Below are 11,512 nucleotides of genomic sequence, written 5' to 3'. Positions count from 1 at the left end.
CCCGCGGGCGGGTGCCGCGGGCCGGTCGGATGATCCGGGAATCCTTTCGGGGGTGGCATGCCAGCGTCAAGGATTCGCGCCGACCGGATCCGGGCCGGCGGGTGGGTCGGGTCGGGTCGCGCCGGTCGGGGAGTGGATCGGGTCGCGCCGGTCAGGGAGTGGGTCGGGTCGCGCCGGTCAGGGAGTGGGTCGGGTCGGGCCGGTCGCGGAGTGCGTCGGGTCAGCGGTCCTCCAACTCCGCGGCCTCCTGCCGGATCAGGTCCCGCAGCGAGGCCAGCCGGGGCCGCCGGTCGTCCGCCCGCCACTGCATCTCCAGCGGCAGCGCGGCCCGCCCCTCCAGCCGTACGGTGGCCACGTCCTCGGTGAGGTGGCCGGTCATCGAGCCGGGCACCAGCGAGAAGGCGCGGTTGCGGGCGAGCAGGTAGAGCCGGGAGCCGACGATCCGGGGCGGGCTGACCAGCACCGGCGGGTCCACGCCGTGCTCCGCGCAGAGGCCGAGCACGTGGTCGTAGTAGCGGGGGTGCTGCTCGCGCGGCCACAACAGCAGGGGCAGGTCGCGCAGTTCGGCCAGGCGCAGGCTGCTCCGGCGGGCCAGCGGGTGGTCCCGGCCGAGCGCGACCAGCACCGGTTCGTCGGCGATCCGCTCCAGCCGGTAGCCGTCCACCTCGTCCAGGAAGCGGCCGAGCCCGATGTCGGCCAGCTCGGCGGCCAGGGTGGCGGAGACCTGCCCGGTGTCCACGGCCAGTTCGGCGGTGTCGAGCGCGGGCAGCTCCTGCTCGGCCCGGCTGACCACGGCGGGCAGCAGGCGGTTCACCACGCTCGGCGAGGCGACGATCCGGGCGGTGCCCAGCCGGGACTCCTCGTGCAGCCGGACCCGGGTCAGCAGCGTCTCGGCCTGCCGGAGCAGCAGAGTGCTCTCGGCGGCCATCACCTCGCCGGCCTCGGTGAGCGCGACCGAGCGGCGGCTGCGGTCGAAGAGCTCGACGCCGACGGTCCGCTCCAGCCGGGCGACCTCCTGACTGACCGTCGGCTGCGAGATGTGCAGCCGCTCGGCGGCCCGCCCGAAGTGCAGCGTCTCGGCGACGGTCAGGAAGACCTGGAGCTGGCGCAAGGTGAAACCCATGGGTGGCAGGGTAGACGAACCAATAGGTGATGGCCTATCAGAAACCTCAGTACTCATTCTGGATTCCGATGTGAACCGTCCATACGCTGAGCAGCACGTTGCCCCACCGCAGCGGCAGCCTCACAGAGAGTTCGCATCATGACCGGACTTCTTCCCCCCGCCGCTCCCGCCGTCCAGGTCTCCGAGGAGGTCGCCCGGGCGCTCGCCGACGGCCGGCCGGTGGTCGCCCTGGAGTCGACCATCTTCACCCACGGCCTGCCGCGGCCGCGCAACCTGGCCGTCGCGCTGGAGGCGGAGCGGCAGCTGCGGGCGGCGGGCGTCGTGCCCGCCACGATCGGGGTGCACGCCGGGGTGCCCACGGTCGGGCTGAGCACCGGACAGATCACCGAACTGTCCGCCGCCGACGGCCTGGACAAGGTGAGCGTGCGCGACCTCCCGGTGGTCGCCGCGCTCGGCCGGCACGGCGGCACCACCGTCGCCGCCACCGCCTTCCTCGCCCACCGCGCCGGCATCCGGGTCTTCTCCACCGGCGGCCTCGGCGGCGTGCACTTCGGCGCCTCGGAGAGCTTCGACGAGTCGGCCGACCTGACGGCCCTGGCCGCCACCCCGGTCACCGTGGTCAGCGCGGGCGTGAAGTCCATCCTCGACATCCGGGCCACCCTGGAACGCTTCGAGACGTACAACATCCCGGTCATCGGCTACCGCACCCGCAGGTACCCCGGCTTCTACGTCACCGACTCCGGCCACGAGATCAACTTCAGCGTGGAGTCGCCCGAGCAGGCCGCCGGGGTGATCGAGGCCCGCGACCGGCTCGGCCTGCCGCAGGCCGTCCTGATCGCCAACCCGGTCGACCCGGCCAAGCAGCTGCCGCCGGAGGAACTGGACGGCATCCTGGCCCGCGCCTGGGCCGAGGCCGAGCGGCAGGGCGTCACCGGGAACGCCGCCACGCCGTTCCTGCTCGACTTCATCCAGCGGGACACCGGCGGGCGCAGCCTGGACGTCAACGTCGAGGTGTACCGGGGCAACGTCCGGCTCGGCGGGGAGATCGCGACGGCGCTGGCCGGTGGTGCCTCCGGTGCCTCTGGTGCTGCTGCGGCGGGTGCTGCGGCCTCGGCGGGCGCCGTCGAGACCGGGGCCTGAGCCGTGCTGGGGGTACTCGGGGACCTCGTCGAGGACATCGTGGTCTGGGCCGACGGCCCGCTGCGGCACGGCACCGACTCCGGCGCCCGGGTCTTCCGGCGGCGCGGCGGCAGCGCGGCCAACGTCGCCTGCTTCGCCGCCGGGCAGTACCCGGCCCGCTTCCTCGGCTGCGTCGGCGAGGACGCGGTCGGGGACGGCGTCGTCGCCGAACTGACCGGCCACGGCGTCGACGTACGGGTCTCCCGGCGCGGCCGGACCGGCAGCGTCGTGGTGCTGATCGACCAGGGCGGCGAGCGGACCATGCTGCCCGACCGGGGCGCCGCCACGCTGCTGGAGCGGGTCCCGGACGCCTGGCTGGCCGGACTGACCCACCTGCACGTGCCGGCCTACTCCTTCGACGGCGAGCCGGTCGGCGGTACGGCGGTGGACGCGCTCGCCCGGGTCCGGCGGGCGGGCGGCACCACCTCGGTGGACGCCTCCTCGACCGGGATGCTGGAGCGCTTCGGTCGGGAGCGCTTCCTGGTCCTGCTGGCCGGGCTGGCGCCGACCTTCGTGTTCGCCGACCGCTCCGAGTCGGCGTTCCTCGGACTGCTGGTCGGCGGCCTGCCGGGGCCGGAGCGGGCCCGGCTGGCGGCCACCACGGTGGTCACCAAGGCGGGCGCCGAGGCGACCGCCGTCGACGTCCCGGGCGAGCCGCTGGTCATGGTGCCGGTGCCGCCGGTGGCGGAGGTGCGCGACCTCACCGGGGCCGGGGACGCCTTCGCGGCGGGGTTCCTGGCCGGCTTCCTGGACACCGGGGACCTCGGGCGCGCGGCCGGCCTCGGGCACCGCAGCGCGGCCCGGGTGCTGGCCTCGCCCGGGGCCTCCTTCGGCGGGGAGTGACGGTTCGGCGGGTGCCCTTCGGCGGGCCCGTCGGCGGCGGGTCTGCCCGGGGCTACCTGGGCACCGCGTCCTTGCGGAGGAAGTGCTTCAGCTTCTGCCAGGTCCAGGTGTTGACCACGTCCTCGGCGGCGAGCCAGCCGCGCTGCGCCGTGCCGATGCCGTAGCGCGGGTAGCCGAGCTGGCCGGTGGCGTGCGCGTCGCTGTCGATCGCGAACCGCACGCCGTGCCGCCTCGCCCGCAGGACGTCCTCGTCGCGCAGGTCGAGCCGCTGCGGGGAGCTGTTGATCTCGATCGCGGTGCCGGTGCGCGCGGCGGCCTCGAACACGGCGTCCAGGTCGACGTCGATCGGTCCGCGCCGGCCGATCCGGCGGGTGGTGAGGTGTCCGATGACGTGCACGTACGGGTTCTCGCAGGCGCGGATCAGCCGACGGGTCTGGGCGGCCCGGTCCAGGGCGAAGTGCGAGTGCACGGAGGCCACGCAGACGTCGAAGCCGGCCAGGAACTCCGGTGGCCAGTCCACCCCGCCGTCCGGGCCGATGTTCAGCTCGGTGCCGTGCAGCAGGCGCAACTTCTTGTGCCGGTCGGCGAGTTGCCGCAACTGCTCGCGCTGGGCGAGCATCTTCTCGTCCGTCATCCGCTGCATCACCAGGTCCGGGGCGTGGTCGGTGACGGCGAAGTAGGAGTAGCCGCGGGCGGCGGCGGTGTCGACCATCTCCTCCAGGGTGGCGAGCCCGTCGGTCAGGTCGGTGTGGGAGTGCAGGTCGCCGCGCAGGTCGGACTCCTGGACCAGGTCCGGGAGTCCGCCCTCCAGCGCGGCCTCGATCTCGCCCCGGTCCTCGCGCAGCGGCGGCGGGATCCACGGCAGGCCGAGCGCCGCGTACACCTCCTCCTCGGTCTCCGAGACCACCTTGGCGCCGCCGTCCACCTCGAACAGCCCGTACTCGGAGAGCTTCAGCCCGGCCCGGACGGCCATCGTGCGCAGCCGGATGTTGTGCGCCTTCGAGCCGGTGAAGTAGACCAGCGCCGCTCCCCAGTCCTCCTCCGGGAGGACCCGCAGGTCCACCTGTACGCCCTGGGTGGTACGGACCGAGGTCTTGGTGCCGCCGCTGCCGATCACCTCGGCGACGTAGGGGAGTTCGGTGAGCGCGGCCATCAGCGGGGCGGAGTCCGCCGCGGTCGCGAGCACGTCGATGTCGCCCACCGTCTCGCGCATCCGGCGCAGCGAGCCCGCGTACGCGCAGCGGGTGCAGCCGGGGACGGCGGAGAGCGCGGCGACCAGCTGCTCGGCCAGCTCGGTGGCGGTGTCCAGCAGGGTGCGGCCGCCGGACTGCCGCATCAGCTCGATGCCGTGCAGGATCCGCTCGCCGCTGCGCTCGCCGAAGCCGGGCAGGTCGGCGAGCCGCTCGGCCCGGGCGGCCGCGGCGAGTTCGTCCACCGAGGCGATCCCGAGGTCGCGGTAGAGGGCCAGGGCGCGCTTGGGCCCGACCCCGGGGACGGCCGTCATCTCCCGTACGCCGGACGGGACCTCGGCGCGCAGAGCCTCCAGGGCGGGGATGGTCCCGGTGGCGAGGTACCCGGCGATCTTCTCGGCGGTGGACCTGCCGACGCCGGGGATCTGCTGCAGGCCCTTGACGTCCAGGCCGGCCAGGTCCTCGGGGTGGCCGCCGACCGCGCGGGCGGCCTTCTCGTAGGCGCGGGCCCGGAAGGCGTCCCCGCCGGTGATGTTGATCAGGTCGGCGTACTCCTGGAGCAGCTCCCTGACCTGGTCGTTGAGCCGGGGCATGGGGCAAGTCTAGGGTCGGTGGGGTGGGGGCGCCGGGTGTACTTCCTCGTGTACTCCGTCAGTCGTACGCGACGGTCAGCAGCAGGACCATGGTCAGCCCGCCGCCGGGGGTGGGCTCCACCGCGAGCCGCCCGCCCGCGGCCACCACCAGGCGGTGCAGGGCGGGCCCGACCGGGCCGTCCGCCCGTACGCCCGCGATCAGCCGCTCGCGCGCCTCGGGCGGCTCGTAGGCGCCCCGGTCGGAGACCCGGACCTCCACCCGGGCGCGGGTCGCCGCCGTCCGTCCGGGCGCCCGCAGCGCGGACGCGCCGCCCGCCACGTCGGCCCGGACCAGCACCCGGCCGCCCAGCGGGCTGCGCCGGATCGCGTGGTCGACCAGCCCGGCGAGGACGGCCTCCAGCCGGCGGGCGTCCCCGGCCACCACCGGGAGCCCGGGGGCCACCCGGACCGTGACGGCCGCCGCCCGTCCGCCGCCGCGCACCACCCGGCGGACCACGTCGGCCACCTGGACGTGCCGGGCCATCGGTTCGCAGCCGGCCTGCCGGCCGGTCCACCGCAGCCGCTCCAGCTCGGTGCGGTCGAGCGCCCTGGGCGCGGCCATCGCGCCGGGCGAGTACGGGCCGGGGCCCTCCTCGGCCCCGGCCGGCGCCGCCGCGCCCACGCGTCCGGACCCGCCCCGGCGCCCGGTGCCGACCGCGCCCACGGTGCCGCCGAACGCGCCGAGCGCCTTGGCTCCCGACGCGACGTAGCCCCAGAGCCTCCCGCGTGCCATCGCCCTGCCCCTCGTGCTCCCCGGCGGCCGTCATCGAATCCGCGGCCGACCGGGGTGGGCCGGCTTCCGGGCCCTTCCTGCCAGCGTGCGCCTCGGCCGCCCGGGTGACAATCCCGCTCCGGGTCGCGGTCCGCTCCGGGGCCCCCGCCGAGCGGCCGGCCGGGCACCCGCCGACCGGCGGGGCCCGGAGGCGTGGCCTACTGCGGATCGAGTAACCGCAAGGACTTCTTCGCAAAAGATCTTTCGCAAAAAACCCTTTGCAAAGAACTCTTTGGGGTTCTAGTCTCCTGCCATGACCGAAGAACGCGGCTGGAAGCACAGCGACGACCCGCACATCGCCATCACCGCCAAGAACATGCGGGCGATGGCGCACCCCGTGCGGATGCAGTTGGTCGGGCTCCTGCGCAAGCACGGCCCGTCCACGGCGACGAGGCTCGCCGAGCAGCTGGGGCTCAACTCCGGAGCCACCAGCTACCACCTGCGCCAGCTCGCCGCCGCGGGCTTCGTCGAGGAGGACGAGGAGCGCGGCAACGCCCGCGAGCGGTGGTGGCGTTCGGCCCACCCGCTCACCGTCTGGACGGTGGACGACATGGCGGACGACGAGCTTGACACGGCCGCCGGCTTCCTGCGGTCCGTCCTGGCCGCGCACACCCAGACCGCCCAGCGCACGCTGGACGCCTTCGAGACCATGCCGCGCGAGTGGCGCCGGGTGACGGACCTCAGCGACCGGGTCCTGCAGCTCACGCCCGCCGAGGCCGAGCGGTTGTCCGGCGAACTGTTCGAGGTGGTCCGGCGCTACCGGCAGATCGACCACGGCGGGCCCGCGCCGGAGGGCACCGAGCAGGTGGCCGTCGTCGTCCACCTCCTGCCGGACGCGACCGCCACCGCCACCGCAAGCGAGGGGGAGACCGCATGACCACCGGAACCGCCGCCACCGCTGCTACCGCCACCGACGCGCCGGGGCGCAGCTTCCGCCCACTGGCCGGGGTGCTGACGGCCATGGCCGTCTCCGTGACGGGCACGCGCGTCTCGGCCATCGCCCTGCCCTGGTTCGTCCTGGCCACCACGGGCAGCGCCACCATGACGGGCCTCGTCGCGTTCGCCGAGATGGCGCCGTACGTGGCGGTCAAGGCGCTGACGGGCCCGTTAGTCGACCGGCTCGGGCCGCGCGTGGTGTCCTGGACGACGGACGCGGTCAGCGCCGTCGCGGCCGGGCTGGTCCCGCTGCTGCACGCGCAGGGGCTGCTCCCGTTCTGGGTGCTGCTGGTGATGGTCGCGGTGATCGGGGCGATGCGCGGCCCGGGGGACTTGGCCAAGTCCGTCATGGTCCCGGAGGCGGCCGACCACGCCCGGGTGCCGATGGAGCGCGCCACCGGGCTGTCGGGCGTCACCGAGCGGCTGGCCTCCACCATCGGGCCGGCGGTCGGCGGCGGGCTGGTCGCCCTGATGGGCCCGCTGGCCGGGCTGGCGATCAACGCGGTCACCTTCGCGCTCGGGTCGCTGATCATCGCGGTCGCGCTCCCGCGCGGCATGGGGCGCCCGGCGGTGCCCGCCACGGCCGCGGATCCGGCCGTTGCCGCGTCCGCCGATCCGTCCGCCGATCCGGCCGTTGACGCGTCCGGGGAGGAGCAGCCAGCGGGCTACTGGCGGATGTTCCGCGAGGGCTTCACGTTCCTGCGCTCGGAGCCGCTGCTGCTCACCGTGATCGTGATGATCGGCATCACCAACCTGATCGATGCCGGGTTCATCACCGTCCTCGTCCCGGTCTGGGCGCGGGAGTCCGGCAACGGACCGGCCGCCATCGGCCTGCTGGCCGCCTCCATGGGTGCCACCGCGGTCGTCGGCAGCCTGATAGCGGCGGCCGTCGCCTCCCGGCTGCCCCGACGGACGGTCTTCTTCACCGGCTTCCTGCTGTGCGGCGCACCGCGCTTCATGGTGCTCGCCCTCGGCGCGCCGATGTGGCTGGTGATCACGGTCTTCGCGATCGGCGGCTTCGGCTCCGGCTTCCTCAACCCGATCCTCGGCGCGGTGCTCTTCGAGCGGGTGCCCCGCCACCTGCTGGGCCGCGTCCACGCCCTCGGCGACTCCCTCGCCTGGGCCGGCATCCCGCTCGGCGGCCTGGTCGCCGGTGCGGCGGTCGCCACGGTCGGCCTCATACCCAGCCTGATCGCGGCCGGCGCCCTGTACTTCGCGACCACCACGCTGGCCGGGCTGCGCCCCGAGTGGCGGGAGATGGACCGCCTCCGTGGCGGCTCGGGCCGAGCGGACAGCGTGGCCGGCGCGAGCGGTGTGGGCGACGCGGCCGACGCGGCCGTCGAGCCGGAACCGGCGCGCAGCGCGTAAGCCGCCCCCCCGGGCGTGGCTAGCGGGCCCGATCGGTGACCGGGCCGGGCTCATCCGCCGGGCGGTGGCCCGCCCAGTGGAGCAGCAACAGGCTGGCCAGGGCGGCGAGGGCGCACCAGGTGGAGACGAAGGCGAGGTGCCAGAGCAGGGCGCAGACGACGGCGCCCGCACCGGTGACGAGACCGAGACGGCGGAGCAGGCGGTCGCCGCTCACCAGGAGGGAGCCGACGGTGGCGAGGAGGTAACCGGCCAGCAGGAGGGCCGGGTACGGGATGCCGACCGCGTAGCCCAGGGTGTGGCCGTGCACGGCGGCCGTCACCGGATGGGAGCCGACGGCCACGGCCAGCGGGACGGCGACCGCCGCACCGAGCAGGGTGAGCGCGGCGAGCACCCGTCGGCGCGGTCCAACGGCGGCGCACCACACGGCGGCCGGGACCAGGACGGGCAGCAGCGGCAGGGCGACCACCGCCCAGGCGGTGCGGGCCGCTCCGGCGAGGCCGTCCGGCAGCCCGCCGTCCGTACCGAGCCAGACCAGCGCCTCGATCAGCTGGTGCACGCCCAGCACCAGGGGGAGCGCGGCGAGTGGCAAACGCTCGGGCCGGCCGGCCCGACGGGCACGGACCACACACGCCACGCCCGTGACCGCGACCAGCCCACCGGCCACGGCGTCCGCCTGCGCGTTCCAGCACATCGTGGCCTAGCCGGTGCTCCCGGGGCGGTCGTCCCCCTCGGGCCCCTGCTCCGCTCCGTCCCCGGCCTTGTCCTCCGGTTCGTCCCCGGCTTCGTCCCCGGGTTCTTCCCCGGGTTCTTCCCCGGGTTCGTCCTCCGGTGGTGCCCCGATGCTCTCCAGGGTGTCGCGTGCGGTCCCGGGCATCGCCGGATGGCGGCCGATCACGATCACCCCGATCACGATCGCCAACAGCCCGACCGACTGCCACGCCAACGCCCCCGGGGTCACCCGCAACCGGTCACCGAGGAAACCCACCGCGCAGGCGATCCCGGCCAGCGGCTGGGCGGCGGTCAGCGCCGGCAGGGACATCCGCAGCGGCGCGGCCTCGAAGGCGCTCTGCACCAGCAGCAGCCCGACCACCCCCGCCACCACCACCGCGTACGGCTGCCAGCTGCGCAGCACCGCGGCCAGGCCCTCGTGGTCGAGGCGCTGGGTGGTGGTCCGGGTCAGCGCGTCCTGGAGGCCGTAGAGCAGCCCGGCGGCGAGCGCCAGCAGGGTCGCCTCCTCGAACAGCGGCAGCCGACGGGCCAGCGAGACCAGCAGCACCACCAGCCCGACCACGGTGCCCACCACCAGCCAGTGCCGCAGCTCCCCGGCGGGCGGCCCCCCGCCGGTCGGCCGCCCGGCCACGATGAAGGCCGTCACCCCGAGGGCCAGCAGCGCCACCCCGGCCCAGCCGGAACGGCCCAGGGTCTGACGGGTCAGCACCCGGGCCAGGGCCATCGCGAAGATCAGATTGGTGGCCAGCAGCGGCTCGACCAGCGACACCTCGCCCTGGTTGAGCGCGAACGCCGAGAGGATCAGCCCGCTGACCATGAACCCGGTGCCGAGCAGCCACTGCGGCATCCGCATCAGGTCCAGCAGCAGCCGCCAGCGCAGCAGATCGGAGCGCGGGGCTTGCTGAGCCGCGTGCTGCTGGAGGACGAAGCCGAGCCCCAGACAGCAGGCCGCGCTGAGAGCGAGGAGGAAGACCGCCACGGAGGGACCACCAGGTTGTCGCTGCCCGCGCCGCGCCGACGAGTCCGAGAGGTGGGTCGGGCGTCGCGGCCGCTCCCGTCAGCCTACCGCCGGGCCGGTGCCCGGGCCGATCGCACGACACGCCCGCGACGGGGCGGGCCACCAGGCCCTCCGGCAGCGCTTGCCGCCATCGGCAGGGCAGGCGCACGCTGGTGTGAGCGGCCGCCACGGGTCACCGTCCGTGCCGGTCCGGACAGGCGCGACGGGGGCCGCCGCCAGGAGGTGTGGCATGCACAACCAGTGGGACGTGGAGCTGAGGTTCGAGGAAGACGGCGTGCACACGGCGTGTGACGCCAGGCTGACCGGCGCCAGGGCGCCCGGCCTGAGCGCGCACGGCGAGTCCGTGAAGAGCGCGGACGACCGTCCGCTCGCCAGGATCGGCGAGGAGGTCGCGGCCTCCCGCGCCCTGGAGGAACTGTCCCGCAAGCTGCGGGCCCAGGCGACCGGGGAGATCGACGACGAAGGGCACCGCCCGGGCTACCTGATCTACTGAGCCGGCCGCCCCTCCCGGTCCGCAGCGGCTCCGGGCAGCCCGGCGGCCGCGCGCTCGACGTGGACGGCGCCCACGGAGGCGCGTTCCAGCGAAGGTACGCCATGGTCTCGGAGGGAGGAGGGCCGTCACCGGACCGGCCTGTCCGGTCGTCGGCCTACCGGCGCCACCACGGGGCGCGGAGGACGTCGTCCGGGTCGGTGGCGCAGTTGGTGCCGCTGACCACCTCGTGGGCGGGAACGTCCCAGCCGACGACACCCGGAGCCTGACGGTCCAGCTCGACCAGCCGGGCGCGCTGCGGGCCGGCGCCGGTGTCGACGTCGCACATCAACACGCTCGTCCAGGACCGGCCGTCGAGGGCGGCGACGACCGAGAGCACCGGAAGCACCACCAGGGAGAGCAGCAGCGCCGCGACCCGGACCGCCTCGACGGCCCGGGGCCCGAAGGCCACGGCGGTCCGGCCGGTGCGCCGGCCGGTGTCGGCCGAGCGCGCGCCCGTCCGGTACTCGGCCACCACGCCGAGCCGCAACAGGTAGCCCAGGACGCCCGCCGCCACACCCCACCACAGCCCGTTGAACGCCCCGACCACCACCCCGAGCGCCCCCGGCAGGATCGCCGCCCGCGCCGCCGTCTCCGCCAGGGCCCGCCCCTGGCGCCGGGCGGCCCCGCCGTGAGCGGCCCGGTAGGCGTAGCCGATGTAGGAGAGCACCGCGGCCAGCACGACCGCCAGCACCGGCTCGGCGAAGAACATCCCGATGACGACGTCCACCCAGTTCGCCGGCCCCATCGCCAGCAGCGCGTCCCGGGCCGCGTCCCCACCCCCGAGCGTCCACGCCAGCTTCAGCACCGGAATGGCGAACACCACCGCCGGCGCCATCACATGAGCCGCACTCACCTGCGCCGCCCCGCCGCCCCGCGTCCTTTCGGTCATCCGGCAACGCTACGCACGCCCCCCGCACCCCCACACCTCCGACACCCACCCCTGCACCTCGTGGCCTAACCCTCCACCAGCGCCGCCGGCCAGCTGTATCCGGTCCCTGCTCCCGGCCCCCTTCCGGAACGGGGTCCCACATCCTGCCGCCTGGCCGACTTCCTGCGCCGTTACTCAGGTTGATCCTTGACCAACGGGGTGGGGGCGGGACTATCAGGATTCCGGTGTACGGCACCCGTTTGGTCTAGGTGTTGATCTTGTTGTCGGGTGTGGGCCGGTTGGCTCACACCCGTCCGGCTGA

Annotated in this window: 11 protein-coding genes; 5 read left to right on the top strand and 6 right to left on the bottom strand. The window is 74.9% G+C overall.

What is annotated here, in order from left to right:
* Positions 1-220: 220 nt before the first annotated feature.
* Entirely contained in the window at positions 221-1,123 is a 903-nt protein-coding gene (locus tag ACFRQN_RS19440) for a LysR family transcriptional regulator (protein ID WP_380741320.1), read from the bottom strand.
* Between the two features lie 138 nt (positions 1,124-1,261).
* Here ACFRQN_RS19440 and ACFRQN_RS19435 point away from each other — a divergent pair, with 138 nt between their 5' ends.
* Positions 1,262-2,263, top strand: a complete 1,002-nt coding sequence (locus ACFRQN_RS19435) for a pseudouridine-5'-phosphate glycosidase (RefSeq protein WP_380741319.1) — start codon at positions 1,262-1,264, stop codon at positions 2,261-2,263.
* Positions 2,264-2,266: 3 nt separating this feature from the next.
* Complete coding sequence (locus ACFRQN_RS19430; protein WP_074004488.1) at positions 2,267-3,145, top strand: carbohydrate kinase family protein; 879 nt, start codon at positions 2,267-2,269, stop codon at positions 3,143-3,145.
* Positions 3,146-3,197: 52 nt separating this feature from the next.
* On the opposite strand, the gene polX is transcribed toward ACFRQN_RS19430, so the two are convergent.
* Entirely contained in the window at positions 3,198-4,928 is a 1,731-nt protein-coding gene (polX, locus tag ACFRQN_RS19425; protein WP_380741318.1) for a DNA polymerase/3'-5' exonuclease PolX, read from the bottom strand.
* Between the two features lie 58 nt (positions 4,929-4,986).
* Positions 4,987-5,700, bottom strand: coding sequence for a sensor histidine kinase (locus tag ACFRQN_RS19420; RefSeq protein WP_380741317.1), 714 nt, complete (start codon positions 5,698-5,700; stop codon positions 4,987-4,989).
* A 292-nt stretch (positions 5,701-5,992) separates the two neighbouring features.
* Here ACFRQN_RS19420 and ACFRQN_RS19415 point away from each other — a divergent pair, with 292 nt between their 5' ends.
* Complete coding sequence (locus tag ACFRQN_RS19415) at positions 5,993-6,616, top strand: transcriptional regulator (RefSeq protein ID WP_074004491.1); 624 nt, start codon at positions 5,993-5,995, stop codon at positions 6,614-6,616.
* Positions 6,613-8,043: an MFS transporter gene (locus ACFRQN_RS19410; protein WP_380741315.1), complete on the top strand. Its 1,431-nt coding sequence runs from the start codon at positions 6,613-6,615 to the stop codon at positions 8,041-8,043. Before ACFRQN_RS19415 ends, ACFRQN_RS19410 begins: the two co-directional genes overlap by 4 nt.
* Positions 8,044-8,062: 19 nt before the next feature.
* Here the strand turns inward: ACFRQN_RS19410 and ACFRQN_RS19405 are convergent, their stop codons facing one another.
* Together ACFRQN_RS19405 and ACFRQN_RS19400 are read right to left on the bottom strand one after the other, a co-directional pair.
* The gene (locus ACFRQN_RS19405) at positions 8,063-8,734 is read right to left on the bottom strand and encodes a DUF6629 family protein (RefSeq protein ID WP_380741314.1); all 672 of its coding nucleotides are present in this window, start codon (positions 8,732-8,734) and stop codon (positions 8,063-8,065) included.
* A gap of 6 nt (positions 8,735-8,740) precedes the next feature.
* Positions 8,741-9,751, bottom strand: coding sequence for a DMT family transporter (locus ACFRQN_RS19400; protein ID WP_380741313.1), 1,011 nt, complete (start codon positions 9,749-9,751; stop codon positions 8,741-8,743).
* Positions 9,752-10,019: 268 nt separating this feature from the next.
* On the opposite strand from ACFRQN_RS19400, the gene ACFRQN_RS19395 reads away from it, so the two are divergent.
* Complete coding sequence (locus tag ACFRQN_RS19395) at positions 10,020-10,283, top strand: dsRBD fold-containing protein (protein ID WP_049655929.1); 264 nt, start codon at positions 10,020-10,022, stop codon at positions 10,281-10,283.
* A 154-nt stretch (positions 10,284-10,437) separates the two neighbouring features.
* Here the strand turns inward: ACFRQN_RS19395 and ACFRQN_RS19390 are convergent, their stop codons facing one another.
* Complete coding sequence (locus ACFRQN_RS19390) at positions 10,438-11,211, bottom strand: hypothetical protein (protein WP_380741312.1); 774 nt, start codon at positions 11,209-11,211, stop codon at positions 10,438-10,440.
* Positions 11,212-11,512: the final 301 nt, after the last annotated feature.

Source organism: Kitasatospora sp. NPDC056800, from assembly GCF_042789775.1.
GTDB lineage: Bacteria > Actinomycetota > Actinomycetes > Streptomycetales > Streptomycetaceae > Kitasatospora.
This window is presented reverse-complemented; position numbering and strand designations above follow the sequence as displayed.

Bases quoted from the DNA above. Each gene is read 5' to 3' on its own strand.
- ACFRQN_RS19440 (WP_380741320.1), bottom strand. From the start codon at position 1,123: ATGGGTTTCACCTTGCGCCAGCTCCAGGTCTTCCTGACCGTCGCCGAG.
- ACFRQN_RS19435 (WP_380741319.1), top strand. From the start codon at position 1,262: ATGACCGGACTTCTTCCCCCCGCCGCTCCCGCCGTCCAGGTCTCCGAG.
- polX (WP_380741318.1), bottom strand. From the start codon at position 4,928: ATGCCCCGGCTCAACGACCAGGTCAGGGAGCTGCTCCAGGAGTACGCC.
- ACFRQN_RS19420 (WP_380741317.1), bottom strand. From the start codon at position 5,700: ATGGCACGCGGGAGGCTCTGGGGCTACGTCGCGTCGGGAGCCAAGGCG.
- ACFRQN_RS19415 (WP_074004491.1), top strand. From the start codon at position 5,993: ATGACCGAAGAACGCGGCTGGAAGCACAGCGACGACCCGCACATCGCC.
- ACFRQN_RS19410 (WP_380741315.1), top strand. From the start codon at position 6,613: ATGACCACCGGAACCGCCGCCACCGCTGCTACCGCCACCGACGCGCCG.
- ACFRQN_RS19405 (WP_380741314.1), bottom strand. From the start codon at position 8,734: ATGTGCTGGAACGCGCAGGCGGACGCCGTGGCCGGTGGGCTGGTCGCG.
- ACFRQN_RS19395 (WP_049655929.1), top strand. From the start codon at position 10,020: ATGCACAACCAGTGGGACGTGGAGCTGAGGTTCGAGGAAGACGGCGTG.
- ACFRQN_RS19390 (WP_380741312.1), bottom strand. From the start codon at position 11,211: ATGACCGAAAGGACGCGGGGCGGCGGGGCGGCGCAGGTGAGTGCGGCT.